At 73.3% G+C, this 25,969-nt stretch carries 16 protein-coding genes and 1 pseudogene; 8 read left to right on the forward strand and 9 right to left on the reverse strand.

Annotated features, from left to right (window positions below; genetic code table 11):
- Nucleotides 1-150: 150 nt before the first annotated feature.
- Nucleotides 151-1,980, reverse strand: coding sequence for a phosphoenolpyruvate carboxykinase (GTP) (locus ABZ883_RS05230; protein ID WP_360901786.1), 1,830 nt, complete (start codon nt 1,978-1,980; stop codon nt 151-153).
- A 255-nt stretch (nt 1,981-2,235) separates the two neighbouring features.
- On the opposite strand from ABZ883_RS05230, the gene ABZ883_RS05235 reads away from it, so the two are divergent.
- The 3 genes from ABZ883_RS05235 to ABZ883_RS05245 all read left to right on the forward strand — a co-directional run bounded on the left by ABZ883_RS05235 (nt 2,236) and on the right by ABZ883_RS05245 (nt 5,402).
- Nucleotides 2,236-2,937 (forward strand): hemolysin III family protein, encoded by a 702-nt coding sequence (locus tag ABZ883_RS05235; RefSeq protein WP_360901789.1) that lies wholly within the window; start codon nt 2,236-2,238, stop codon nt 2,935-2,937.
- A 307-nt stretch (nt 2,938-3,244) separates the two neighbouring features.
- Nucleotides 3,245-4,783, forward strand: a complete 1,539-nt coding sequence (locus ABZ883_RS05240; RefSeq protein ID WP_360901792.1) for an MFS transporter — start codon at nt 3,245-3,247, stop codon at nt 4,781-4,783.
- A gap of 4 nt (nt 4,784-4,787) precedes the next feature.
- Nucleotides 4,788-5,402 (forward strand): TetR family transcriptional regulator, encoded by a 615-nt coding sequence (locus ABZ883_RS05245; protein ID WP_360901795.1) that lies wholly within the window; start codon nt 4,788-4,790, stop codon nt 5,400-5,402.
- A 30-nt stretch (nt 5,403-5,432) separates the two neighbouring features.
- On the opposite strand, the gene ABZ883_RS05250 is transcribed toward ABZ883_RS05245, so the two are convergent.
- The 7 genes from ABZ883_RS05250 to ABZ883_RS05280 all read right to left on the reverse strand — a co-directional run bounded on the left by ABZ883_RS05250 (nt 5,433) and on the right by ABZ883_RS05280 (nt 16,885).
- Nucleotides 5,433-6,203: a nucleotidyltransferase family protein gene (locus tag ABZ883_RS05250; RefSeq protein WP_360901798.1), complete on the reverse strand. Its 771-nt coding sequence runs from the start codon at nt 6,201-6,203 to the stop codon at nt 5,433-5,435.
- A 57-nt stretch (nt 6,204-6,260) separates the two neighbouring features.
- Nucleotides 6,261-7,127: a polysaccharide lyase gene (locus ABZ883_RS05255; RefSeq protein WP_360901801.1), complete on the reverse strand. Its 867-nt coding sequence runs from the start codon at nt 7,125-7,127 to the stop codon at nt 6,261-6,263.
- Between the two features lie 79 nt (nt 7,128-7,206).
- Nucleotides 7,207-9,228 (reverse strand): right-handed parallel beta-helix repeat-containing protein, encoded by a 2,022-nt coding sequence (locus ABZ883_RS05260; protein WP_360901804.1) that lies wholly within the window; start codon nt 9,226-9,228, stop codon nt 7,207-7,209.
- 94 nt (nt 9,229-9,322) lie between these two features.
- Complete coding sequence (locus tag ABZ883_RS05265; protein WP_360901807.1) at nt 9,323-11,125, reverse strand: right-handed parallel beta-helix repeat-containing protein; 1,803 nt, start codon at nt 11,123-11,125, stop codon at nt 9,323-9,325.
- On the reverse strand, nt 11,122-12,369 hold the full coding sequence (locus ABZ883_RS05270) for a glycosyltransferase (protein WP_360901810.1): 1,248 nt from the start codon (nt 12,367-12,369) through the stop codon (nt 11,122-11,124). The genes ABZ883_RS05265 and ABZ883_RS05270 overlap by 4 nt, the downstream gene beginning before the upstream one ends.
- 186 nt (nt 12,370-12,555) lie before the next feature.
- Nucleotides 12,556-13,452 (reverse strand): 2-dehydropantoate 2-reductase N-terminal domain-containing protein, encoded by an 897-nt coding sequence (locus ABZ883_RS05275; RefSeq protein ID WP_360901813.1) that lies wholly within the window; start codon nt 13,450-13,452, stop codon nt 12,556-12,558.
- Nucleotides 13,453-14,854: 1,402 nt separating this feature from the next.
- A complete protein-coding gene (locus tag ABZ883_RS05280) occupies nt 14,855-16,885 on the reverse strand; it encodes a thioredoxin domain-containing protein (protein WP_360901816.1) in 2,031 nt (676 codons plus the stop codon).
- Between the two features lie 150 nt (nt 16,886-17,035).
- On the opposite strand from ABZ883_RS05280, the gene ABZ883_RS05285 reads away from it, so the two are divergent.
- From ABZ883_RS05285 to ABZ883_RS05300, 4 genes and pseudogenes are all read left to right on the forward strand, one after another.
- Nucleotides 17,036-17,311: a hypothetical protein gene (locus ABZ883_RS05285; RefSeq protein ID WP_360901819.1), complete on the forward strand. Its 276-nt coding sequence runs from the start codon at nt 17,036-17,038 to the stop codon at nt 17,309-17,311.
- Nucleotides 17,308-17,715, forward strand: coding sequence for a PIN domain-containing protein (locus ABZ883_RS05290; protein WP_360901822.1), 408 nt, complete (start codon nt 17,308-17,310; stop codon nt 17,713-17,715). The genes ABZ883_RS05285 and ABZ883_RS05290 overlap by 4 nt, the downstream gene beginning before the upstream one ends.
- A 160-nt stretch (nt 17,716-17,875) precedes the next feature.
- Nucleotides 17,876-18,022: pseudogene (locus tag ABZ883_RS05295) on the forward strand (TrmB family transcriptional regulator); the annotation flags it as partial.
- A 253-nt stretch (nt 18,023-18,275) separates the two neighbouring features.
- On the forward strand, nt 18,276-18,875 hold the full coding sequence (locus ABZ883_RS05300) for a hypothetical protein (protein ID WP_360902991.1): 600 nt from the start codon (nt 18,276-18,278) through the stop codon (nt 18,873-18,875).
- 57 nt (nt 18,876-18,932) lie between these two features.
- Here the strand turns inward: ABZ883_RS05300 and ABZ883_RS05305 are convergent, their stop codons facing one another.
- The gene (locus ABZ883_RS05305) at nt 18,933-22,340 is read right to left on the reverse strand and encodes a S8 family serine peptidase (RefSeq protein WP_360901825.1); all 3,408 of its coding nucleotides are present in this window, start codon (nt 22,338-22,340) and stop codon (nt 18,933-18,935) included.
- Nucleotides 22,341-22,792: 452 nt separating this feature from the next.
- Between ABZ883_RS05305 and ABZ883_RS05310 the strand changes: the two genes are divergently transcribed.
- Nucleotides 22,793-25,933, forward strand: a complete 3,141-nt coding sequence (locus ABZ883_RS05310; RefSeq protein WP_360902913.1) for a tetratricopeptide repeat protein — start codon at nt 22,793-22,795, stop codon at nt 25,931-25,933.
- Nucleotides 25,934-25,969 lie beyond the last annotated feature (36 nt).

Genomic DNA, 25,969 nt, shown 5'->3' on the forward strand with positions numbered 1-25,969 from the left:
CGGGCCCCGGGCTGTGAGGGTCGGCCGGACCCGCCGGGCGAGGGTGGTCAGGGTCAGGGACCCCTCGCCGCCGGGCCGTGCCTACCGCCGGGACCGCCCGCCCGCGCCGCACACGCGAGGAGGGCCGGGCGCCCCGGATTCCGGTGGGCGTCAGCCCAGGCGCTTCACCAGGGCGCGGTACTCGTCCCACAGCTCCTTGGGCGTGTGGTCGCCGAAGGTCTCCAGGTGGGAGGGGATGAGCGAGGCCTCCTCGCGCCAGGTGTCGAGGTCGACCGAGAGCAGCAGGTCGAGGTCCTTCTGCTCGATGTCGAGCCCCGTGACGTCGAGGGAGCCCTCGGCCGGCAGCACGCCGATCGGGGTCTCGACGCCCTCGGCCCGGCCGTTGAGACGCTCGACGATCCACTTGAGCACGCGGCTGTTCTCGCCGAAGCCCGGCCACACGAACCGGCCGTCCGCGTCCTTGCGGAACCAGTTCACGTAGTAGATCTTCGGCAGCTTGTCCGCGTCGTGCGTCTTGCCGAGCCCGATCCAGTGGCCGAAGTAGTCGCCCATGTTGTAGCCGCAGAACGGCAGCATGGCGAACGGGTCGCGGCGCAGTTCGCCGACCTTGCCCTCGGCGGCGGCGGTCTTCTCGGAGGCGACGTTGGCGCCGAGGAAGACACCGTGCTGCCAGTCGAAGGACTCCGTGACCAGCGGGACCGCGGAGGCGCGGCGACCGCCGAAGAGGATGGCCGAGATCGGCACGCCCTTCGGGTCCTCCCACTCGGGCGCGATCGTCGGGCACTGCGCGGCGGGAACCGTGAAGCGGGCGTTGGGGTGGGCGGCGGGGGTCCCGGACTCCGGCGTCCAGGAGTTGCCCTTCCAGTCCGTGAGGTGGGCCGGGAGCTCCTCCGTCATGCCCTCCCACCAGACGTCGTTGTCGTCGGTGAGGGCGACATTGGTGAAGACCGAGTTGCCCCACAGGGTCTTCATCGCGTTGGCGTTGGTGTGCTCGCCGGTGCCCGGCGCGACGCCGAAGAAACCGGCTTCGGGGTTGATCGCGTAGAGGCGGCCGTCCTCGCCGAAGCGCATCCAGGCGATGTCGTCGCCGATGGTCTCCACGGTCCAGCCGGGGATCGTGGGCTCCAGCATCGCGAGGTTGGTCTTGCCGCAGGCGCTCGGGAAGGCGGCGGCGACGTACTTGACGGCCTCGACCCCACCGCGCGGCGGGGTGAGCTTCAGGACGAGCATGTGCTCGGCCAGCCAGCCCTCGTCACGCGCCATGACCGAGGCTATGCGCAGCGCGTAGCACTTCTTGCCGAGCAGCGCGTTGCCGCCGTAGCCGGAGCCGTAGGACCAGATCTCGCGGCTCTCGGGGAAGTGCGAGATGTACTTGGTGGAGTTGCACGGCCACGGAACGTCGTCCTGACCGGGCTCCAGCGGGGCGCCCACGGTGTGCACGGCCTTCACGAAGAAGCCGTCCTCGCCGAGTTCGTCCAGCACGTCCTGGCCCATGCGCGTCATGGTGCGCATCGCGGTGGCGACGTACGCGGAGTCGGTGATCTCCACACCGAGCGCGGACAGCTCGGAGCCCAGCGGGCCCATGCAGAACGGGACCACGTACATGGTCCGGCCGCGCATGGCGCCGCGGAACAGTCCCCCGGTACCGCCCTCACCGGTGAAGATCCCCCGCATCTCGGCGGGTGCCATCCAGTGGTTGGTCGGACCGGCGTCCTGCTCCTTCTCCGAGCAGATGAAGGTGCGGTCCTCGACACGAGCGACGTCGGTCGGGTCGGAGGCGGCGTAGTACGAGTTGGGGCGCTTGATCGGGTCGAGCTTCGTGAAGGTGCCCTGCTTCACGAGCCCGTCGGCCAGGCGCTGGTACTCCTCCTCCGAGCCGTCGCACCACACGATCTCGTCGGGCTGGGTCAGTTCGGCGATCTCGCCGACCCAGGCGATCAGGTCCTGATGTTGGGTGGGAGCCGCATTGACGCGCGCCACGATCGCTCCGTTCCGCCCGGTGTGCACTCACCTGGCGTCAGTTTTCGAGGGTGTTTTGTTGGGACCCCTTGGGGGCTGCGACCCGGATGCTGCTTCGTGGGTTGCTCATCCGGTGCCGACCGCACTCATATGAGTATCAGGACAGGAAACACGATCTGTCCAGGGCGCGTGGGGTGAGCATCGCCACTCCCAACGTCCGGCGACATTGCAAATTACCTCACGGTAACCTACGCCAGCGTAGGTAGCATTGACCCCATGAGCTCCGTGGACGAGACTCCCGTTGTGCCTCCCGCCCTTGATGAACTCGCCTCCGTCGCCGACCCGCTGAAGCCCAAGCTCAGGGGGTGGTTGCATGCCGGGATGTTTCCCGCCGTCCTCGTCGCGGGCGTCGTCCTGACCGCCTTCGCCGAGAGCACCCGCGGGCGCATCGCCTGCGCGGTCTTCACCGTGACCGCCTGCGCGCTGTTCGGCGTGAGCGCGCTCTACCACCGCGGCAACTGGGGCCCGCGCGGCGAGGCCGTGCTGCGCCGGCTCGACCACGCGAACATCTTCCTGATCATCGCGGGCACCTACACGCCGTTCACGCTGCTCCTGCTGCCCACCGGCAAGCAGGAGATACTGCTCTGGCTGGTGTGGGCGGGCGCCCTGGCCGGCATCGCCTTCCGGGTCTTCTGGGTCGGCGCCCCGCGCTGGCTCTACACGCCCTGCTACATCGCGCTCGGCTGGGCGGCCGTCTTCTTCCTGCCCGACTTCATGCGGCACGGCGGGGTCGCCGTGCTGGTGCTGATCGTCGTCGGCGGCCTGCTCTACAGCATCGGCGCGATCGTCTACGGCACCAAGCGCCCCAACCCCTCGCCGCGCTTCTTCGGCTTCCACGAGGTCTTCCACTCGTTCACGCTGGCGGCCTTCATCGCCCACTACGTCGGCATCTCGCTGGTGGCCTACACCCACGTCTAGGGCCTGTTTCGAAAGTAGCGCCGGCCGCCCGGAGGGCGGGTCCCGCGGCGTCTGGTGCGGTGCATCGCAAGGCGGAGGATCGTCCTCGTAGTGGGCTACTCGGACGATTCGACAACGCAGCGAGGTGCCGTGCCAGGCGTCGTGGGACAGGCGGGACTTTCGCAACAGGCCCTAGCCACCCGCAGCGGCCCCGAGAGCCCCGCGCACCGCACCGGCGGTCCGCGGGGCTTTCGCATGCCCGGATTGATAGCTACTCTTTTTTGAGAGTCACTGTCATTTGACGTCGACTATCAGAAAGAGCCGTGCCATGACAACGAACGACCCCCGCCGCTGGTGGGCCCTCGGGGCCCTGGTGGCGAGCATGCTCGTCCTCGGTTTCGACATGACGATCCTGAACGTCGCCCTGCCGACCATGGCCGCCGAACTCGGCGCCGACACCGGCGACCAGCAGTGGATCGTGGACGCCTACACCGTGGTGTTCGCCGCCGCGATGCTCCCGGCGGGCCTGCTGGGCGACCGCTGGGGGCGGCGCCGGATGCTCATCGCGGGCCTGGCCGTCTTCCTCGCCGGCTCCGTGCTCGGCGTCCTCGCCGGCAGCCCCGGGACCGTGGTCGCCGCCCGCACGGTGATGGGCCTGGGGGCCGCGCTGGTGATGCCGCTCGCGCTGTCCGTGCTGCCCTCGCTGTTCGGGCCCGAGGAGCGCTCGAAGGCCGTCGGCGCGGTCACCGCCGCCATGGCGCTGGGCCTGCCGCTCGGGCCGATCATCGGCGGCGTCCTGCTCGACCACTTCTGGTGGGGCTCGGTCTTCCTGATCAACGTCCCGCTGGTCGCCGTCGGCATCACCGCCTGCCTGCTGCTGCTCCCCGAGACCCGCGACCCCGCCACCCCCCGGATCGACCTGCCGAGCACCGTGCTGGCGATGACCGGGCTCGGCACGCTCGTCCTCGGCATCATCGAGGCCCCGCGGCGCGGCTGGACCGACCCGCTGGTGCTCCTCGCGCTCTTCGGCGCCCTCGCCCTGCTCACCGGACTCGTGATGCGCGAACGGCGCCAGGAGCGGCCGATGCTCGACCTCGGACTGCTGCGGCAGCGCGGCTTCCTGTGGAACGCGGTCGCCGCGACGCTGGTCACGTTCATCCTCACCGGACTGCTCTTCGTCCTGCCCCAGTACCTTCAGGCCGTGCTCGGCAACGACGCCCTGGGCACCGGACTGCGGCTGCTGCCCATGATGGGCGGCCTGATGGTGGCGGCCCGGGGCAGCGCCCCGCTGGTGGCGCGCTTCGGGGCACGGCCGGTCGTGACCGCGGGGCTGCTGGTGCTCGCCGGGGCCGCCGTGCTCGGCAGCCGTACGCAGGCGCACGACGGCTACGGGTTCACCGCGCTGTGGCTGTCGGTCACCGGGTTCGCCTTCGGCTTCGCGATGATCCCGGCCATGGACGCCGCGCTCGGCGCCCTGCCGAGGGAACGCGCGGGCGCCGGCTCCGGGCTGCTGATGACCCTGCGGCAGACCGGCGGCGCGATCGGCGTGGCGATCCTGGGCAGCCTGCTCGCGGGCGCGTACACCGACCGGCTCGACACCACCGGCCTGCCCGCCGCGGCCGCCGGCACCGCCGCGGACTCCGTCGGTGCCGCGCACGCGGTGGCCGCGGCCCTCGGCGACCGGGCGCTGGCCGCCTCCGCGGACGCCGCCTATGTGCACGGCATGGACCTCGCCCTGCTCGTGTGCGGTGCCGCCTCGGTGGCGGCCGCCGTCCTGACCGCCCTCTTCCTGCCCGGTACCGGCGGGAAGCCGCGGACGGCGGCCGCCGCCGACGTGGCAGCGCCGGTGGTCGATGCCCGACAATGACCACGTGACCGCACCGACCAGCCCGACCCGCCCGAGCCTGCGCGAGCGCAAGAAGATCCAGACCCGCCGGGCCATCCGCCGCGCGGCCTACCGGCTCTTCGAGGCGCAGGGGTACGACGGCACCACCGTCGAGCAGATCGCGGACGCGGCCGAGGTCTCCGCCAGCACGGTGTTCCGGTACTTCCCGACGAAGGAGGACATCGTCCTCACCGACGAGTACGACCCCGTCATGGTGGCCGCGCTGCGCGACCGCCCCGCGACGGAGCCCATCGTCGAGTCGATCCGGCACGCGCTGCTGGGACCGATGCGGGAGATGTTCGCCGACCCGGCCGAACTGGACGAGATGCGGCAGCGGTTGCGCCTGGTGCGCACCGTCCCCGCCGTCCGTGCCCGCATGGGCGAGAACATCCAGCAGTCCAGCCTGCTGCTGTCCTCCGTCACGGCCGAGCGCCTGGGGCGCCCCGAGGACGACTTCGAGATCCGGGTCGTCGTCGGGGCGCTGATCGGCGCCTGGGGCGAGGCCATCTTCCACTGGATCGACACCGGCGGCGGCGCCGACCTGGCCGACCTCCTCGACCGTGCGCTGACCCTGCTCGCGGCCAACCTGAACGAGCGCTGACTCTTCTCCTGCGCGGTCCGCGCCCGCCGGCTACACCGCTTCGAGGGAGCGCACCCAGCCGAAGGCGGCCACCTCCTTGGTGGCCTCCTTGAGGTCCTTGGCGTTGTCGACGCCCCGCCAGTAGCCGTTGATGCGGTACGCGGACAGGCGGTTCTGCTCGCACAGCGCGGGGAAGGTGGTGTCCTCGTGGTCGCCGAGGTCGGGCAGGAGGGCAGTGACCTCCGGCTCGAAGAGGTAGACACCGGCGTTGATCCAGTGCGGGAGCACGGGCGCCTCGGTGAAGCTGCTGACGCGGTCGCCGCCGGCCAGCTCGACGATGCCGTACGGGGACTTCAGCGCGGTGACCGCCAGCGTGGCCGGCGCGGACCGCTCGACGTGGGCGCGGGCCAGGTCGCGCAGCGAGAAGCGGGTGAGGATGTCGCCGTTGAGACCCGCCCAGCGCTCACCGGGGTGCGGCAGGCGGCGGGCGGCGTACTTCAGGCCGCCGCCGCGGCCGAGCGGTTCGTCCTCGACGACGATGCGCACGCGCAGCGGGAGCGGATGGGTGTCCACGTACTCCTGGAGCGCGTCGGCGCGGTAGCCGCAGGAGATGATCACGTCCTCGATGCCCTCGGCGGCCAGCCAGTGCGCCTGGTGCTCGAAGATCGGCCGGCCGGCCACCTCCACCAGGGCCTTGGGGATCCGGTCGGTGTACGGGCGCAGCCGGCTGGCCTGCCCGCCCGCGAGGACGACGGCCTGGCGGACCAGCGGGCCGCCCCATGCGGTGACGGTGGTCGGGGCGGCGTCGTGCGTGGTGGTCATGATGCCTCCTTGAGGATGCGGACTGCGGTGCTGCGTGCTGCGAGGTCGGTGGGGCGGTCACACTCCGGGCAGCGGCCCGATGGGGCGGTCGGACACGGCGAAGGCGGCGAACTCGGCGTGCTGGGTGCGCGGCGTCGCCCAGCTCGGGTCCCCGCCGCCGAAGAAGGTCGAGAAGAACACTCCCCCGATGCCGAGCCGGCCGGTCGTCCGGAACTCCAGCCCCCGGCTGAGCAGGACCTGGGCGCCGTCGAGGAACACGGTGACCGAACCGTCCTTGCGCCCGGGGGTGTTGAGGCGCACGGCCTGCTCCACGCAGGTCCACCGGCCGAGTGGCCACCGCCAGTCGCCGCTGCCGAGCGAGGTGCCGTGCTCGACGGACGTCGGCAGGTACGCGTACACCTCCGCGGTGCCGCCCCGGCGCCACATGTAGCGCGTGGACAGGCCGTCCGAGCCGTCCGGGATGTGCTTGCCGCTGGTGACGGACCCGCCGTACAGGCCGGGGAGCTTGCCGCCCTTGACGAAGTCGAAGTCCGCGGGGAAGCGCACGTAGTACCGCAGGCTGAGCGCGTCGACGGGCCCCGAGCGCAGCGCGAGGTACAGCTGCGCCCCGCCCTCGGGGCTGCCGAAGTCGCGGGCGACGGTCGGGCTGGCCGAGCCCGCCGGGTACCGCACCTGGAGCAGCCGGCCCAGCACCGGGTGCGGCTCGGCCGGCAGCCTGACACGGGACAGCCCGAACGAACCGGCGGCGCGGGGCTCCAGCCGCGGCCCGAACACCCGGGCCGCGGAGGCCATGTCCAGCGTGGTGTCCCGGCCGGCGGACGCGCCGGCGCCGCGGGCGGAGCGGTCGCTCCCGTACGCGGAGCACGACGCGAGGACCGCCGCGGCGCAGGCGCCGCCCCCCGCGATGAACAGCCGTCTGTGCATGGTGCCGCTCCTTTCCTGGGCCCGCTCCGCCCGGTGTCCCGCGTGTGCCGCCGCGACCTGCGCTTGTGCTGATGTGCCGTCAGGACGTGCTGACGATGCGGTAGTCCACCTCCGCGGTGCCGGACGGCGCGGTGTGCAGCGTCAGCGTGCCGTCGCTGCCCGCGCTGCCGGTCGCGACGGTGGCACCGCCGGCGGTGAGGGCGTACCGGGCACCGGGGGTGAGTCCGCCGGCCCGGAAGGCCAGGTCCGTGCCGGCCGTCCCCACCGCGACGAGGGCCTGGTACGGCGCCGCGCCGTTCGGCACCCGCGCGGTGGCGGTGCCGCGGCCGGGCAGCACGCCCAGGGGCAGCGGGGTGACGTTCACCGACGCGGTGCCGACCGCGGCGGAGGTCAGGGTCGCGGTCCCGCCGGCCGGGGTGAGCGCCGTGGTCACCCCCGGGTAGCCCGCGACCCGGTGGACCGTGCCCCTGCCGCTGGTGAAGGACGCCGAACTGACCTGGTCCAGCTGGACCTTGGTGGTCTGTGCGGCGTTCTTGAAGACCATGCCGCCGGGTGTGGCGGCGTCGCCCTTGACGGTGTAACCGAGCGAGCCGGGCACGGTGTTGCCGTCGAACACGGTGCCGGTGGTGTACTGCGTGAGCACGCCGGAGTCGAAGTCGCCGGTGAAGGTGTTGCCGGCGAAGACCGTGCCGTCGGCCTGGTTGAGCTTGACCGCATTGCTGCCGGTGGTGTCGAAGACGTTCCCGGTGAAGGTCAGGTCGGTCGGCCGCCCGGTGGCGTTGGTGTACGCCGGGAGGTCCGAGCCCTGGTAGGTGAAGACCGCGTACTGCACGCTGTCGGTGACGGTGTTGCCGTACGTGCTGATGTCCTTCGCGCCGACGCTGTAGCGCAGTCCGTACTCGGCCCCGCTCACGGTGTTGTTCCGGATGATGTCGTCGCTGCTGTCGAAGACGGCGATGCCCGCGCCGTTGGGCTGGTCGTGGACGTTGTTGTCCTCGATCACGGTGTCGGTGACCCCGCGGTGGATCATGATGCCGTGCACCTGGTTGTCCGAGGCGTCGGTGTCGCCCGGGGGCAGGTACGGCGGGATGCCGTTGTGGTCGACCTCGTTGCGGGCGATCAGCAGGTGGTCGCAGCGCTGGGAGCAGATGATCCCGTGGTTGCCGTTGTGGTGCGAGTGGTTGTCGGTGATGGTCAGGTTGTCGGAGTCGTCGTGCGGGTCCAGTCCGTACGACTTGTTGTGGTCGTACTCGTTCCCGTCGAAGACCATGCCCTGGGCGTTGAACGTGTAGGTGCCCATGTAGTTGTGGTGGAAGCGGCTGCGGATCTCCGAGCCGTGGACGTCGAGGGCCGCGCAGGCGTCGAGGTGGGCGGCGTCGCAGCCGCGGCCCTTGTACGCCACCCCGTAGCTCTCGGCCGCGTAGTAGCCGAGGTAGCCGAGGTCGCTGTCGACGATGTCCATCCGGGACTCCCGGGGGACCCCGTCGGGGTCGAGGAACGACAGCGCCCGGATGAAGGAGCGGCCGCGCGCGCCGGGCGGCGCGTCGTCGGGCACGCTCGGGTCGGTGTCCGGGCCGCCCGCCGCGTCGTCCCAGGAGGTGATGGCGACCGAGTCGATGTCGATCGTGCCGTACTGGGCCGTGATCGAGTTGACGTTGGTCGCGGCGCTGTCGGCCAGGCTGCGCAGCCGCAGCGTGTCCACGTCACCGCCACCGTCGGCCGACGAGCCGTGCAGGAGGAGGGTCGCGCCGTTCTGCACGACCAGGTCCGCGCTCAGTTCCCACGTACGGCTGGCCGCGTCGACCAGCCGCAGTGGCGCCGACGCGCACAGCGAGGCGATGTCCGACAGGTTCGCGGTGCCGGACTGGAGGTAGATCGTGTTGGTGCTCGACGCGTAGCGGATCTGCCCCGCGCAGGTGGCCGCCGACACCGGCCCGGCGGACAGCGTGAGCGCGCCGCCGACCAGCACGGTCGTGGTCAGCGTGGCGGTGAGCGCCCGCAGCCGGCGCGGGGCGGTGACGGCAGTGACGGTGGCGGTGGCGGTGGCGGTGGTCGACGGTCCGCAGCAGGCGGACGTCGTGGGGCGACGGCGGTCTCTCATGGTGCGGCTCCTGTGGTCACCGCCGGGACGGAGCGGCGGCGGGTGGTGGCGGGTGGTGGGACGCGGGAGGGCCGCCGTCCGGCGGCCCGGCGGATCAGGCGGTGTTGCGCACGTGGGAGGCGACCTGCGGGGCCGGCGTCCTGCGGTGCCTGACCTGGTGCACGGTCTGCATGCCGGCGGCCAGGGTCAGGGCGAGCAGGGCGGCGAATCCGAGCCAGGGGAAGGGCGGGAGGGTGACCTGGGTGCGGCCGCCCCGGTGCACGGTGCCGGGCCCGAACAGCGCGATGGGGGCGCGGACCCGGGAGTCGGTGAGATCCATGCGGCCGTCGCGGCCGACCTCGATCCCCTTGCGTTCGGCCAGTACGTCCAGCGCGGTGCCGCTCGCGTGCACGCCGGCCGCGACGTGCAGGCCCCGGCGGGCGCCGCTGATCGTCAGGTGGTCGAGCCGGGCCGACGCGCCGAGGTCGACGGCGGTGGTCGCGCCGGAGACCGAGCCGCCGGTCACCCGCAGTCCGGGCGACGCGGAGGACAGGCCCTTCCGGGTGGTGCCGCTGACCCGTACATCGGTGAGCGCCACGCCGGAGGTGGTGTCGGAGGCGGTGACCCCGACCCGTCCGCCGCGCACGGTGACGCCCTCCAGCGACACCTGGCGGGCCTGCCCGTAGACCGTGATCGCCGTGGGGGAATCACTGACAGCTGTCTGACGGATCGTCACATCGGAGCCGGAGACGGCGATACCGCGCTCGAAGCCCTGGACCGTGCCCCCCGAGACGGTGGCACCGCTGATGCCCGCCGCGAGGCTGATCCCGGTGGTCCCCGTGCTGAAGTGCGGCTCGTCGACGGACACGTCGCTGCCCGCGCCCGAGACGGCCAGGGCGACCGGGGCCCCGTGCACGGTGGCGGTGTCCACGGCGCACTGGGCGCAGGACACCAGCCGGATGCCGCCGCCCTGGTCGCCCTGCGAGGTGACGCCGGTGAGCCGCAGGCCGCTCTGGGCCGTGGCCTTGATGCCGCTCCCCCGGTTGCCCGACGTGCCGATGCCGGTCAGGGCGCGGCCGTCGGTGCCCGAAGCGGTCAGGCCGTTGCGGCCGTTGTCCTGCGAGGTCAGGTTCTCGATGACGGTGCCGGCGTCCCTGTTCAGCACCACGCCGTCCTCGAGGGAGCCCTTGACCGTGACGTCCGAGAGCTTCACGCCGGTGGATCCGGCCAGCCGCAGGCCCGTGCGGTTGCCGACGAAGGAGGAGCCGGCGGCGGAACCGGTGCTGCCCTTGCCCCAGGTGACGCCGGAGAAGCCGCTCAGGCCGGGGCCGGAGCCGGGAAGGCCGAACCCGCTGACCGTGCTGTGGTCGAGGTCGAGGCGTCCGCCCGCCCCCATCAGGAGGTACGGGCGGCCGGCGGCGTCCTCGGCCGCGGGCTCCTTGCCGTCCTCGCCGACCGACGCGAGGGTGGCGTCCCGCACCTCCAGCGTGGCCCGGCTGCCGCGGATCCACGTGCCCGAGGCGGCCGTCGAACCCGCGGCGAACAGCACCTTCCCGGTGTCCGGCCCGATCCGCAGGGTGGTGCCGGGCGTGAGCAGCACCGCGGTCCGCACCGCGACGGCGGAGTCCTCACCGGCCTGCCGGGAGACCCAGTCGTGCCCGGTGTTGGCCGCGAGCCAGCTCAGGGGAACGGCGCCCGCCTGCGGATACAGCCGGCGGACCACGGTGCCCCGGCTGACCAGGGCGACGGTGCCGGGCCTGATCACCATCAGCCGCTCGGGGCGGCCGGTCCGCTCCCAGGCCGCGGTGTCCGGGTCGCCGGCGGCGACCGCGACGGCGGACGGCAGCGCGGCGGTCAGCACCGCGGAGGACAGGGCTGTCGCCACGGCGACGGCAAGGGTGCGCAGCGCGGTGCTCACGCGACCACCTCCGACTGCGCGGGCTGGGCCTGCGCCGGGACCGGGGCCGTGCGGACCACGACGCCGTTCTCCACCGAGACCTGGCGGGTGAGCCAGCGCTGCTTGCGGATCGTGGCCAGCGCGCACAGCTTGACCACGGCCATCACGAACGACACCACCACGAAGCCGGGCACCAGGAAGAACGACGAGGGCTTGCGGACCAGGTGCGGCAGGATCTTCATGGACCGGCTGATCCACCACCAGCCGGCCAGGCAGGCCACGAAGAACCAGTCCTCGCGGACGATCGCCAGCGTCATGAAGATCGGCGAGAAGAGCAGCGTGAAGCTGCTGACCCCCTTGTCGATCATGGTGAAGGCCAGGAACGGGTGCCGCCAGACCCAGCGGCGCGACAGGGCCCGCAGGTCCGATCGCCAGGTGTTGCGGGCCCAGCGCAGCCGCTGCTTGAGGAAGATCCGCACCGTCCCGGGGAAGGTGGACCACACCCGGGCGGAGCGCTGCATGAAGGCCAGGTGGCCGCGCTCCAGGATGAGCGTGGTCAGCCGCTTGTCGTCGCCCGACATGCAGGGCACGCCCATGAACGTCTCGGCCATGAAGTCCTCGGATATCTCCAGCAGCAGCTTCCGCCGGTAGACCGCGGTGCGGCCGGACAGGCAGGAGACCGCGCGGCCCATCCGGGACTGGGCGGCGTTCTCGTCGAAGTACCGGTAGTCCAGGAACATGTCGTTCACGCGCTGGAGGAAGCCCTTGGGGTTGTAGACGTTCTGCCGGGTGCCGACGCCGCCCACCTTCGGGTCGGCGAAGGGCTTGCACGCCTCGGCCGCCACGTCGTCCGCCCAGATCGTGTCGGAGTCGACGAGCGCCACGAGTTCGGTACGGCACGCCTCCCAGCCGCGCACCAGCGCGTCCCGTTTGCCCGGGACGTCGGTGATGACGACGGTGACGGGATACCGGGCGGCGATGTCCTGGCAGGCCTGGTCGGTGACGTCGATGACCAGGACCACCTCCTCGACGTCGTTCGCCAGCCAGGACTCGATCGCCAGGGCGAAGATCTCGGGGTCTTCCTGGTAGACGGGGACGACGATGCTCATGGGCAGCCTGAAGTCGCCCGGCACGGGCCGGTAGAGGGACGCCGGGGCCCGGCGGACCAGCCAGCACGTCCAGCGCACCAGGCCCAGGATGCCGAGCGGGAGGTAGACGAGGTAGTACCGGAAGTCGAGCACGGTGGTGTCGAAGAATCCGCTCATGGACCTGTTCTCGTGATGGGCGGTGCGACAGCGGGCTGTGGGTGGGCGAGCGGGGCCGGGGCCCGGGAGGGGAGTGTCCTCGGTCCTGGGGGGTCGGCCGGGACCGGGACGCCCGGGCCCCGGCGGCTTCCGGGGCCGGGGCCCGCCGGGGCGTGCGCCACGCCGCGGGGCGTGGCGCCGGCCGCCCTACGCGACGTCGGCCGTGAGGGCGTCCGCCTCCTGGTCGACCTTCTCGGCGAGGGTGTCGTTGACGGCGACGACGGCACGCAGCAGCGGCATGTCGAGGCCGATCGTGTCGGCCAGGCCGAGGAAGCCCTGCGTGTCCTTGGGCAGGCACGCCCCTCCGTAGGGGGCGCCACCGCGGATGCCGTACAGCGGGTTGTAGGAGCCCTCGGCGGAGCGGGCCACGGTCTGCGCGATGGGATCGAGCTCCAGGCCGAGCGACTGGCTGACCAGCCACATCTCGTTCCAGAAGCTGATCTTCGTCGCGTTGTAGATGTTGTGCGCGCACTTGACGAACTCGGCCTCCGCCGGGTCCGAGAAGAAGCGCATCTCCCCGCCGAAGGGCAGCAGCAGTTCGGCCAGCCGCTCCCGGGTCCGCGCGCTGCGCGAGGCGATCACGGTCATCCAGGGGTAGCGGAAGTCCTCGACGGCGGAGGCCGCCCGCAGGAACTCCGGGTTGCTGGCGAGCATGAAGTCCTCGCCCAGGCGGCCGCCCGAGTACTTCTCCAGCAACGGCTGGACGAGCCCCTCGGCGGTGCCCGGCGGCACGGTGGAGCGGACCACGACGATGTGCTTCTCCGCGGCGTCCGCCAGCGCCTCGCCCACCGAGGTGGAACCCGCCTCGAACGCGGACAGGTCGTAGCGGTGCCCGACGTTGGGCGTCGGGAGGGTGAGGAAGAGGAAAGCGCCGGGTTCGGCGCGCAGGTCCAGCGTGTCGCGTGCGTCGAGTCCTTCCGAGCGCAACTGGTCTATCCGCTGCGGCAGGACATCGATGAATGTCACCTCGTGACCGGCATGGAGAAAACCCTTGCCGGTGGCGGTGCCGACAACTCCGGAACCAACGATGAAGATTCTGGCCATGGGACTGCCTCCTGATGGGACCTTGACGGGAAACGCGTGGCGCCGACATCAGCGTGGAATACATGTGAAGCGCGGGTGAACGAACAGCCGGGACGAATGGATCCGCCGTTCCCGGTCCACCGCCCCCGGTCCACCGGTCACGGCGGAAGGGGGCACGACGGAGCGGGAGCCGCCCCGCCGCCCGGGGACACGGAGCGACGCGCGGTGGGATGACGGCCGGGTGCTTCCGGCCGGGTCCGACGGGCCCGCGGCACACCGGGCACCCCGTATGGGCAGCCGGGAGGCACCACCGAGGCGGTCGGGCAGCGCGGCGTACCAGCCCGCACCACCCCGCCTGCCAGTGGTTTTCCCCCGCCGCACGGGACGCCGGACGCGGATACGCGGAACGCCGGACGCGACCCGGCCGGCTCACCGCGCCGGCGTCGCCCCCCGGCCCGGCGGGGACCACTGACAGCGGCCGGTACGGCCGCGCTTGCGGAGCCGGCAGCTGTTCGCCGCCTTCGGCACCGTGCATTCCGGACCACGCGGCGCCGCACCCCAAGCGGCCCCGCACCCGTGAATCGTGAGTGCCATCGAGCACTCACCCCCCCTCCGAGTCGGAGTAAGAAAGTTATACAGGGGCCCCGGAAGCCCGCGGGTAAAAGAGTTTGTTACGGGCACATGTTGTCCAGATGACGCGCCGGACTCCCCCGTTTCCTGACGGCCCGACAGAAGTGCTTCTGCGTAAGCGACTTCAAGATCACCGAGGTGACCCCGTCCGGCACTTCCCGGAACAGGGGTGCGCCGCGCGGAAATGGACGGCCGGGCAGAGCCGTAAAACAGGAAGGGAATTCCCCTCCATTGCGGGCCCTTTACGGAATACCCGCCCCGCACTCCGCGTGCCTTTACATTTCCCCGCCGCGCAATTCGGGCCGGCCGTGCGTGCCGCAGCGCGCGGCCGGCGGCCGGACGGAGGGCCGCCCGACCTGCGGTCGGCCTCCGGCGCGGTGGCGGCCCGCCGTCCGCGGCGCGGGGCGGCCGGCACCGCCGCGAAGGAGAGGGCCCGCGCCCGGCCGCGGGGCGCCGAATACCAACGGGAAGCAGACACTCCGCCGGAACCGGGACATGGCACCCTGTTCGGTACGTAGGGCACCAGTTCGGCGGGCGAAAACCCGCACTCAATTCCCGGCGGACCCCCGGGAACGCGGGGGCGGCACCCCACAGCGCGTCACCGACAGTGAGCACTGCGCAGTTGCCGCGCGGTTACCGGCACCGCCCCACACGTCATGATCACCCACTCCCGCACACCATGTCCGGAACCGGACACTTTCCGCCGGATGCCCCGCAGCCGCACCACACATCGGTTGATAACCCGTCAAATCGCGCGACGAAAGGGACACATGGCGTCGTGACGCGGCACCGTTCAGCGCGCGCCGAGCTGCTCCGCCAGCGCCCCGGGGTCGGCGGTCGGCGCCGCGCACACGAAGTGCCGGCAGACATAGGCGGCCGGGCGGTCGCCCAGCAGCGGGCGGTCGGCCAGCAGGGCGTACTCCTCGCCCCCGGGCGCGCCGACGGCGACCACCGCGCCAGGGGCGGTGCCCAGCAGCGCCACGCGGTGCAGCGCCGCCGTTCCGGCATCGCCCGCCGCGCCCACCACGGCGACCTCGCGGGGACCGTCGAGGGCCGCCTCCGCGACCGCCAGACCCCAGCCGATGAACCGCGGCACCCGGCCGGCCAGGGCGCCCACGACCCCGAGTGCCCGCTCGGCGGCCTCGCGGTGCCGGTCGAACCCGGTGTACGCGGCGTACGACAGCAGGGCCCCGGCCGCGGCCGTCCAGCCCGAGGGGGCCGCGTTGTCGGTCGGGTCCTGGGGCCGGCGGATCAGCGCCTCCGCGTCGTCCGCGGTGTCGTAGAGCGCCCCGGCCTCGCCGGTGAAGTGCCGCAGCACGGAGTCGAGCAGCAGCCCGGCGAAGTCCAGCCACACGCCCTCGCCGGTCACCGCGGTGAGCGCCAGGAAGCCCTCCGCGACGTCCGCGTAGTCCTCCAGCACACCGGCGTTGACACCCACCACGCCGTCCCGCGAGGTGCGGGCCAGCCGGCCGTGCTCGTCCATGTGCACCCGCACCAGCAGGTCCGCGGCCGCCACGGCCGCCGCGACCAGGTCCGGCCGCCCGAAGTACGCGCCGGTCTCGGCCAGCGCCGCGATCGCCAGCCCGTTCCACGCGGCGACGACCTTGTCGTCCCGGCCGGGGCGCGGACGGGCCTCGCGCGCGGTGAGGAGCCGTTCGCGCACCGAGGCAATGCGCTCCGCGTCCGCCGGCCCGGCGTCGGCGGGCAGCCGCAGCACGGACGCGCCCTCCTCGAAGGTGCCCTCCTCCGTCACCCCGAAGTGCGCGGCGGCGAGCGCCGCGTCCGCCGGGCCGAGCACGTCCGCCAGTTCCGCCGGCGTCCAGACGTAGAACGCCCCCTCGCCGTGGCCGCCGCCCGGCTTGTCGCTGTCGGCGTCGAGCGCGGAGGCGAACCCGCCCTCGTGGGTGCGCAGTTCGCGGACGAGGAAGTCGGCGGTCTCCAGGGCGACCCGGCGCGCCAGGCCGGAGCCGGTGGAGCGCCACAGGTGGGCGTAGACCCGGCACAGCAGGGCGTTGTCATAGAGCATCTTCTCGAAGTGCGGCGTCACCCACTCCCGGTCCACGGAGTAGCGCGCGAAACCGCCGCCGAGCTGGTCGTAGATTCCGCCGCGGGCCATCGCCTCACAGGTGTCCGCGGCCATCTGCAGCGCGCCCTCGGAACCGGTGCGCGCGTGGTGCCGCAGCAGGAACTCCAGGGCCATCGACGGCGGGAACTTGGGCGCGCCGCCGAACCCGCCGTGCGCGGCGTCGTAGTCCCGGGTCAGCCCGAGCAGCGCCGCCGCGAGTTCCCGCTCCCCCGGCGCGGTCGTCCCGGCGAAGGCCGCGGACCGCGCGCCCAGGTCCTTCACGATGCTCGCCGCGACCTCGCCGACCTCGTCGCGGCGCTCCCGCCAGGCCGCCTCGACGCCCTCGAGCACCTGCCGGAACGAGGGCATGCCGTGGCGCGGGGCCGGCGGGAAGTAGGTGCCGAAGTAGAACGGCTCGCCCTGCGGGGTCAGGAACACCGTCATCGGCCAGCCGCCCTGCCCGGTGGCGGCCTGCACGGCCTCCATGTAGACGGCGTCGACGTCGGGCCGCTCCTCGCGGTCGACCTTCACCGACACGAAGTGCTCGTTGAGGTACGCGGCGGTCTCCTCGTCCTCGAAGGACTCCCCCGCCATGACGTGGCACCAGTGGCAGCTGCTGTACCCCACGCTGAGCAGCACCGGCACCCCGCGCTCCCGCGCCTGCGCGAACGCCTCGTCGCCCCAGGGCCACCAGTGCACGGGGTTGTCGGCGTGCTGGAGCAGATACGGCGAGGTCGCGTCGGCGAGACGGTTCGGCATGCCCCCATCCTTGCCCATCACGACGGCGCGGACCCACTGCATCCTCGCCGCGCCCCGCTTCACGTGGCGGAACCCCACGGTATGCGGGGGTGTATCCGGGTGGGGCCGTCGCCCCGGAACTGTAATAGTTCTTGTCGTACACTTGGTCCCGTGAAGACGAACCGAACCGGATCGACCGAGAACATCTCCGTGTCCTTGCCGTCGGAACTGGTCGGAGCATTGCGCGAGCGTGCCGGCCGACGTGGCGTGTCCGCCTACATCACCGAGGCGGTCCGGCACCAGCTCGCCATGGACGGGCTGGCCGAGATCGTCGCCGACCACGAGGCCGAGCACGGCGCCCTCACCGATCAGGAGATCGAGGCGGCGCACCGTGAACTCTTCGGCGAAGAACAGCAGTCCGGCGAAACCGGACCGAACGCCGCGTGAAGGAGCCCGCAGCGCGATCGCTGGTCCTCGACTCCCAGGCGCTGTCCCTTCTGCTCGGCAATGACCGGCGGACGGTCACCCGCATCGAGGCATCCCGCCGGGCGGGTGTGCCGGTCCTCGTCTCCGTTCTCACCGTGGTCGAGGCCGTCCACAGCACAACGGATCTCGCACGGCTCGACTGGATCCTCTCCCGTCTCCAGGTCGAGCCGGTCAGCCGAGCCGACTCGATGACCGCCGTACGCCTGCTGCTGGGCACGGGCGGCCTCCACGGGCACACGTACGCGATCGACGCTCTCGTCGCCGCGCTGGCCCTGCGCTCCCCGGCCCCCGTTCTGGTCCTCACCTCGGACCGTGACGACTGGTCGCAGTTGTGCGGGAGCCGCGTGGGTATCGTCGACGTCTGACGGACCCGAGCTGCCGCGCCCCCCGGGCCGACGCGAACACCTCCCCGCTCCGGCCCCCGGCACCGCCGGGCGGTTGCCCGCGGCAACGGACGTTGTCCCCGGGCGGATGTGCTGATGGAATCGACCGCCGGACGACACCCGCGGTGAAGGGAGGGGCGAGATGCTGGAGACGGTGGGGCTCACGGGCGCCGAGGGCGATGTGTACCGCCTGCTGCTCGTCGCCGAGTCGGCGTCGGCCGAGGAGCTCTCCGGCCGCTGCGGCCTCGACGCCGCGACGGTCCGGCGGCTGATGCTCACGCTGGAGGCCAAGGGGCTGGCGTACCCGGTGGAGGACAGCCCCGGCTGGTTCGCGGCCATCCCGCCGGAGGTCGCCCTCGTGCCGCGGCTGCAGCGCCACTCCGAGGCCCTGGACCGCACGCGGGCGGCCGTCGTCGAGATGGTGCAGACGTACCAGCGCGCCGCGCGGGCCCGGGTCGGGGGCGGGGGCGGTCGAGATCATCAGCGGCGCGGCCGCCCTGCGCCAGCGGCTCCGGCAGCTCCAGGACGGCAGCCGCCACGAGATGACGTGGTTCTGCAAGGCCCGTTACGTGGCCATGTCCCCGGAGAGCAACCAGGAGCAGTTCGCGGCGCACGCGCGGGGCGTGCTCTACCGGGTCCTGTACGAGCAGGCGTACTTCGACGACCCCGGCTCGGTCGACAACGTCGTCACCGGGGTGCGCGCCGGTGAGACCGCCCGTGCCGTGCCCCGGCTGCCGCTGCGGATGGCGATCGCCGACCGGTCGGTGGCCGTCCTGCCGCTGGCCTCCTCGGCCGGGCCCGGCAACCCCAAGGAGCTCCAGGCGGCGCTGGTACGGGAGAGCAGTCTGCTGGAGGCGCTGATCGACCTGTTCGAGCGCTACTGGGAGGTCGGCGCCCCGCTGCGGGTGACGGAGGAGGGGCGGATCGGCGGTGCGGGCCCCGAGGAACCGGCGCCGCTGGCCCCCGAGGACCGGCACCTGCTGTCCCTGATGGTCGCCGGCCTGACCGACGAGGCGATCGCCGGGCAGCTCCGCGTGAGCAAGCGCACCGTCCAGCGCCGCGTCCAGGGGCTGATGGGCCTCGCGGGCGTCGCCACCCGCATGCAACTGGGCTGGCACGCGGCACGCCGCGACTGGCTCTGAGAGGCGGGGCGGACGGCGGACGGGCCCGCCGGAACGTCTCCGGCGGGCCCGCGCCCACTACTTGAGCAGGTACGCCCTGATCACCGTCTGCCGGAAGGAGTTGCCCGCGGCGTCCTTGACGTACGTGCGCAGGCTGACCGATCCGCCCGCGGCGCGGCGCGGGCTGTCCACGGTCACGGTGCGGTGCGTGCCCGAGCCCTTGACCGCGGCCGGCTGCCAGGTCCTGCCCTCGTCGTAGGAGACGTCGGCGGTGAAGGTGCGGACGGGCGACTCCGCGGCGCCCACCGCGCGCTGCACCAGGACCGGGATGTCGAGCCGCCTGCCCGCCTCGGCCCGGTTCCACTCGTCCAGCTCCGGCGCCATGCGCACCGCGTACAGCGGCAGCGCCTGCCGTGCCGACGGGGTCTGCGACCGGAAGCCCCACTCGGCCCGCAGATGCGTGGAGACGGCGCTGAGCGGGGCCAGGTCGCGGTCCTGGTCGAGGGTCAGCCGGTAGTCGGCGGGGGTGGGGTCGGTCGGCACCGCCGCGTAGCCGTAGAGGTACGGGACCGTCTCACCGTTCCTCCGCAGCTCCCACGTCGGCTCGTTGACGGTCGACGTCGCGGCCACCAGGTCGAGGTTCCCGTTGGCGGCGTCCTGGATCGCGAACACCATGTCGTCGCCCTCGCGGTAGGTGTTCACCCCCTCGGGGGAGAAGCCGGCGGCCTGCACTCCCTGGTTCCAGCGCTCCTCGACCCGGGAGCCGGCCTTGTAGCCGTGGATGGTGCTGAGGTAGCTCTGCCCGCGCGGGCTGTCCGGGTCGAAGAAGTTCCACTGGTCGAAGGCGGCCGACCAGCGCAGCCCGTCGGCCGCGGAGAACCAGTCGACCCGCCGCTCGGGGACCGGCAGTCCGTCCATCCGGTGCGAGGTGAACCGGACGTTGTCGACGTACATGTAGATGAAGCGGGCCGCGGTGGTCCCGGGGGCGGTGGCGGCGAACGTGGTGCTCACCCGGGCCAGTTCCGACCGGTGGGGGCGGTAGCCGGGGTCCGCGGGGATCTGGCCGTGCACCGGCCGGGTCAGGTAGTAGGCGGACGAGGGGTTGCCGCCGTCGGCCGCGGGCTCGCCCCAGATGGAGCTGACCAGGTAGGTGAACGCCGAGTGCTTGGCGCGCGCCGTCGGCGTCGCGTACAGGCCCTCGATGTGGTCGTCGCCGATCGCGTTGTTCACGGTGACGGAGAGCAGTTCGTCGTGCAGGCCGATGGTGCCGGCTTCGGTGGAGATGATGCGCGCCGAACGGCTGGGGGCCGAGATCGTGACGGGCTTCGCCTTCCGGGCGTCGATGGTGACCGCGCGGTCGGCGGTGGCCACCACCTCGGGGTCGCCGACCACGACGCACTCGGTGAAGTCGGCGTTGAAGAAGAAGCCGGTCACGGAGTAGGTGTCGTTCGGCAGCCGGAACGTGGTGCTGCCCTTGCCGAGCAGTTCCTGCTCGTAGGCCTTGCCGTCGGCCGATTCGACGAGCAGGTAGGCGTTGTCGGGGGCCGCGCCCGCGCGGTTCTTCAGGGTGATGCGCAGGTCGTGGGACGGCTGCTCCAGGTCCATGCCGAACGGGACGCGCACCGAGACCCCGCCGTCCGCGGTGACGGCGCTCACCACGCCGCTGTATGCGGCGTAGAGCGTGGTGGCCTGCGGGCTCACGGTGAGGGTGGCCTCCGCGGTCCCGTGCGCGGGCACGGTGACCGTGTCGGTGCTGAGCCGGAAGAGGCCGGCGGGCGCGGGCTGGTCGAGCCTGCCGGTGCTCGCGTTCTGCCGGAGCCGGAGGGTGACGGGCGCGGCGCCCGGGTTGCGGTAGGTGATCTTCCGGCTCACCGGCGGCCGTTGGGCGTCGGTCCAGCGGACCAGCCCGAAGTCCAGCCCGGCGACATCCGCGCCGACCTCCTGGTCGACGGCTCGCGCGACGTCCACGCGCCCGGCGCCCTGGTAGTAGGCGCCGTGCTCCTTGGCGCCGGTCGCCGACTGCATCAGCTGCCGCTTGACCTGCTCCGCGGTCCAGTCCGGGTGCTGCTGGAAGAGGACGGCGGCGGCTCCCGCGACGTGCGGCGTGGCCATGGACGTGCCGTCCATCGTGATGTAGCCGTCCTCGGCGGTGGTTCCGCCGGCCCGGGCGGCCACGACGCCGACGCCGGGGGCGATGACGTCCGGCTTGAGGCCGGAGTCGCCGGTCCGCGGGCCGACCGAGCTGAAGACGGCGCGGTCGTCGTCGGTCTCGGCGGCGCCGACGGCCAGCGCGCGGTCCGCGGAGGCGGGCGAGGAGACCTTGCTGCCGGAGCCGTTGTTGCCGGCCGCGGCCACCACCAGGACGCCGTAGTCGCGGCTGACGGTGTCGACCATCGCCTCGACGGCGTCGGTCTCCGCGGTGTCCGTGTCGCCCAGGCTGAGGTTGATCACCTTGGCGCCGTGCCGGGCGGCCCAGGCCAGTCCCTCGATGATGGCGGAGTTGTCGCAGCTGCCGTCCGCGGTGCACACCTTGCCGGCCAGGATGCGCACGCCGGGGGCCACGCCCTTCCAGCGGCCCGCGGAGAGCGCGCCGGAACCGGCGATGGTCGAGGTCACGTGGGTGCCGTGGCCCATCAGGTCGTCGGTGTTCGGCTCGCCGGTGAAGTTCGCCGACTCGGTGACCAGGCCCGCCAGGTCCGGGTGGTTCGGGTCGTAACCGGTGTCGAGCACCGCGACCTTGACGCCGTCGCCCGTCCAGCCCTTCTCCCAGGCGTGGGGGGCGCCGATGCGCGGCACCGAGTCCTCGGCCTGGACCTTGGAGCGGCCGTCGAGCCACACCCGGCTGACGCCCGCGCCCAGGGACCTGGCGTCCGCACGGCCGGGGGCGATGCCCCGCCAGAACCGCGCGGCGTCCTCGGGCCGTTCGGCCAGCGTCGCGAAGGAGGTCCCGGCGACGGCGTCGACACGCTCGGCCCCGGCCGCGGCGAGCCGGCGTTCGGCGGTGCCCGCGTCTCCCGTGTACTGGACGATCAGCGGCAGGGCCGGGCGCTCCGCGTACTTCCCCCTGACCAGGGCCGAGACGTCGAACAGCGCCGTGTCGAGGCGGCCGGTGGCCAGCAGCGGGAGGGCGTCGGCGGGTATGACCGTCCAGTCGCGGCCCTGCTGCCGCTTGACGAACGTGATGTGCTCGCGCCCCGCGGCGGGTTCGGCGCTGACGCTCTGCCGGCCCGCGGGGTCCGTCTCCAGCGTGACCCGGTCACCGGTGATCAAGGTGACCTGGTGCCGGGTGACCCCGGCCGCCGGCCCGGCCGCCCGGTCAGGTGCGCCGGCCCGTCCCGTGCTCGGCGCGGTGCCCCGGCCGGTGTCCTGGGCCGCGCCGGGCGTCGCCGTCAGACCCGCCAGCAGCGCCGTGAGGGCGGCGGCCGCCATGTAGCGCGGCCGCGGGCTCCGGACCCTCGGCCGCCACCTGCTGTTCATGTGTCTCATGGCGAGTCAGCATGTCGCCGCGGACGGCGGGGGTCAGCACCCCGCCGCTGTCCAGCAGGTGCCAAGTCACCTTTGCGCCAGGGCAGCGGGGGTACGAAGCGGCACAAGCAGGGATGAAATCGCGGAACGGGCCGGTTGCCGCCTCGGCCAGGCCGCGCGACAGGGCCGCACCGGCCGACCGGACGAGCGGCGCCTGACAGGGATCGGCATCCCCAGGTCCCCGACCGGGCCCTTGCCGACAGGCGCGGGCATCGCCGCTTCGGGATCCCGGTGCCGGGTCCTGCCGCCCGGGGCGCGCAACGCGCGGCCGGCAGTGGCGGGTCGCGACGCGCCCGCCGCGCTTCCGCAGCCCCGGCCGTACCGATGGTGTCGCGATACGGCGGGTTCGGCAGGACACTTGGTGCCTGGCTCGGCGACCGAGGGGGACCGCGTTGACGAAGCGGACTGCGGAACTGCACCCGTCCGACCGGGCGGAGGTGTTACGGCTGCTGGAGCGCACCGTCGCCGGAGAGCGACGGCGCAGACACCCGGAGGACGGCGACGAACTGCTGCGCAGGGGGCGCGCGGCACTCGACGCCATCGCGGACGAGGCCGCGGGCGAGTACACCGCCTACGCGGCGGCCCGGGAGGCCGAACGCGCCGGGCGGCGCGCAGCGTTCGGCACCCCCGCCCTGGTGACCGCCGTGGCCGCGGTCGCCACGTGCGTGGCCGACCTCGGCTGGGGCACCGGCGCCGGTACGGCCCTGGGCGCCGCCGCGGTCGTCGCCGCGGCGGGGGCGGCCACGACGGCGGCCTGCTCGGCGGGCGGCTCCGGTGCGGGCGGCGGGCGCACCGGTGAGCTGCGCCGCGCCTGGCTGGAAGCGGTGGACCGGCACGGCGTCCGCCCGTTCCTGGAGCGGCAGCTCACCGCGCCCGCCCCGGCGCCCGCGCCGGGTCCGGCCCTGCCCGCGCAGCGGCGCACCGACCGCAGCGCCGCCGCGCGCGGCCGCAGCATCCTGGAGCAGTCCTTCGCGCAACTTCCGGCCACCGAAGGGCCGTTCGCCGGCCGCCGGGACCATCTGCGGCAGATCGCCCAATGGGTGCACCAGGCCCGGGTCGCCCCCGACAGCGGGCCGGTGGTGGTCGTGCTGCACGGTCCGGCGGGCTCCGGGCGCACCACGCTGGCCCTGCGTGCCGCCCGGCAGCTCAAGGACCAGTTCCGCGGCGCCTGCGTGGTCGATCTGCGGGGCGCGGCCCCCGGCGAGCGGCCGCTGCCCACCCGTGACGCGCTGCTGCACCTGCTGAACCGGCTGGGCGCGCCCCGCGAGCAGTTGCTCTTCCGCGAGCGCACCTCCCAGGAGCAGCATCTGCGGCGCCTGGCCGACGAGTACCAGAAGCGGCTGACAGGGGTGCCGGTCGTCGTCGTCCTGGACGACGCGGCCGACGCCGCCCAGGTCAGGGCCCTGGTCCCCGAGCGGTCCGACAGCCTCGTCCTGGTGACCGCGGCCGGGCCGCTGGCCCTGGACGTGCCGGCCGCGCGCGTCCACGACCTGCCGGTGGAGCCCCTGGCGGCGGGCGCCTCGCGGGAGTTGCTGACCGAGCTCGGCGGGGACGCCGGGGCGGCCGGCGCCGGCGCGGAGGAGATCCGGCGGCTGTGCGGCGGCCTCCCGCTGGCGCTGCGCGTCGCCGGCAGTTCGCTGCCCCTGCGCGGCGCCGCGGCCCTCGCGGCGGAACTCGCCGCCTACGGGCCGCTCGACCCCGTCGACCGGGCGCTGTCCCTGCGCTACCAGGACCAGCCGGAACCCGCCCGCAGGCTGCTGCGGCGCCTGGCGCTGGCCGGGCGCACCAGTCTCGGGGCGGCGGCGGCCGCGGCGCTGCTGGCGGCCGACGAGCAGGAGGCGGCACGCCGGCTGGGCGAACTGGCCGCGGCCGGGCTGATCGAGCACGTCCGCGGCAGCCGCTACCGGCTGCACGATCTGGTGCGCCGCTTCGCGCACGCCCGCCTGCTCGACGAGGAGGAGCCGGACGAGCGGGCCGCCGCCCAGGAGCGGCTGATCCGCAGCTACGCCGAGCTCGCGGACTCCGTGATCCGCCTGGTGGACGGCCGTACCTCCACCCGCGCGGACCGGTTCGGGCCGCAGGGCTTCGCGTCGCTGGACCTCGCGCTGCGCTGGCTGGACGAGGAGTCCAGTTTCATCACCGCCGCGCTGCGGCAGGCCGACGGCGTCGACCAGCGGGTCGTGCAGCACCTGCTGGGCGCGCTGTGCGACTACTGCCTGCTGCGCGGCGACCTGTACCGGCTGGGCGAGATCAGCGAACTGGCGCAGCGGCACCAGCGCGAGGCCGACCAGAACGTGCTGGTGCGCTCCGTGCAGTGGCGCACGGGGATCGCCGCCCGGCAGCTCGGCGAGCTCGACAAGGCCCGTTCCACGCTGTCGTCCGTGGTCGACCTGTACTTCGAGGCGCAGCACCCGGCGGGCGCCGCCCGCGCGCTGTGCAGTCTCGGCATCACGCTCCAGCAGCAGGGCAGTCTCCACGAGGCCGAGGCCAGGCTCCGCGAGGCCCTGGAGCTCCAGGCGGCGGAGGAACTGCGCGCCGACCGGGCGTGGACGCAGCACGCGCTGGCGGCGGTGCTGCGCGACGCGGGCCGGCTGGCGGAGGCCGGCGAGCTGCTGGCCGAGTCGCTGGCCCTGCACCGCGAGAGCGAGAGCGTGCACGGCCAGGCGTGGGCCCATCTGCAACTCGGGCAGTGGCAGCTGGCGGTCGGCGACGCGGACCGCGGCGAGGCCGAACTCCGGGCCGCCGGGGAGGCCTACGCGGCCACCCGCGATCCGCGCGGCACCGCGTGGACGGCCACCCAGCTCGCCCGCGCCCGGCTGCTGCGCGGCGACGCCCCGGCCGCCCAGCGCATCCTGGGCGACGCCCTGGTGCGCCATCGGGCCAACGAGGACGCCCGGGGTGAGGCGTGGTCGCTGTACTACCTCGGCCAGGCGCTGGAGGAGGCCGGGGAACTCGATCCGGCGCTGCGGGCCCTGGAGCGTTCCCGCACGATGTTCAGCCGCATGCGGGACGTCTACGGTCTGGCCTGCGCCCGGCACCACTCGGCGCGGGTCACCCGCGACCAGCGGGCCGCCCTGACCGGCAATCTCCGCAACAGCGGCTTCGCCCGCCAGTTGCTCCAGGACGCCCGCGCCGACTTCCGGCGGATCGGCGTACCGCACGGCGAGGCCTGGTCCTGCGTCGAACTGGCCGTGATAGACGCGGGCAACGGCCGCGTCCCGGAGGCGCTGGAGCTGCTGCGGGACGCCGAGCGCCTGTTCACCGCGCTTCCCGACCGCCGGGGCGCGGACTGGTCGCGCTTCCTGCAGTGCACGCTGCTGCCGCTGCTGACCGAGGACGGCGCCGCCGAGGCACGCGAGGGGCTGTCCACGCTGCTGCGGGACACCTACGCGGGACGCGACCTGGACCTGGAGGAGTACGCGGAGGCTTACGCGCTGCTGCTGGAGCGCGGCGTCGAACCCGGCACCCCGTGGGAGGCCTGGCGGCTGGGCATGGTGCCGTCGCGCGGGGCGCGCATGGCGATGACGCCGCCACCGGCGGACCGGGCCGGCTGATCCTGCCGCTGCGGACCCCGGGCTGAGCGCCGCGGG

The organism is Streptomyces sp. NPDC046977 (assembly GCF_040644455.1).
Classification (GTDB): domain Bacteria; phylum Actinomycetota; class Actinomycetes; order Streptomycetales; family Streptomycetaceae; genus Actinacidiphila.

What these genes read in the sequence shown, in the direction of transcription:
- ABZ883_RS05235 (WP_360901789.1), top strand. Translation starts at nt 2,236, where the DNA reads ATGAGCTCCGTGGACGAGACTCCCGTTGTGCCTCCCGCCCTTGATGAA.
- ABZ883_RS05240 (WP_360901792.1), top strand. Translation starts at nt 3,245, where the DNA reads ATGACAACGAACGACCCCCGCCGCTGGTGGGCCCTCGGGGCCCTGGTG.
- ABZ883_RS05250 (WP_360901798.1), bottom strand. Translation starts at nt 6,203, where the DNA reads ATGACCACCACGCACGACGCCGCCCCGACCACCGTCACCGCATGGGGC.
- ABZ883_RS05255 (WP_360901801.1), bottom strand. Translation starts at nt 7,127, where the DNA reads ATGCACAGACGGCTGTTCATCGCGGGGGGCGGCGCCTGCGCCGCGGCG.
- ABZ883_RS05260 (WP_360901804.1), bottom strand. Translation starts at nt 9,228, where the DNA reads ATGAGAGACCGCCGTCGCCCCACGACGTCCGCCTGCTGCGGACCGTCG.
- ABZ883_RS05270 (WP_360901810.1), bottom strand. Translation starts at nt 12,369, where the DNA reads ATGAGCGGATTCTTCGACACCACCGTGCTCGACTTCCGGTACTACCTC.
- ABZ883_RS05275 (WP_360901813.1), bottom strand. Translation starts at nt 13,452, where the DNA reads ATGGCCAGAATCTTCATCGTTGGTTCCGGAGTTGTCGGCACCGCCACC.
- ABZ883_RS05280 (WP_360901816.1), bottom strand. Translation starts at nt 16,885, where the DNA reads ATGCCGAACCGTCTCGCCGACGCGACCTCGCCGTATCTGCTCCAGCAC.
- ABZ883_RS05300 (WP_360902991.1), top strand. Translation starts at nt 18,276, where the DNA reads ATGACGTGGTTCTGCAAGGCCCGTTACGTGGCCATGTCCCCGGAGAGC.
- ABZ883_RS05305 (WP_360901825.1), bottom strand. Translation starts at nt 22,340, where the DNA reads ATGAGACACATGAACAGCAGGTGGCGGCCGAGGGTCCGGAGCCCGCGG.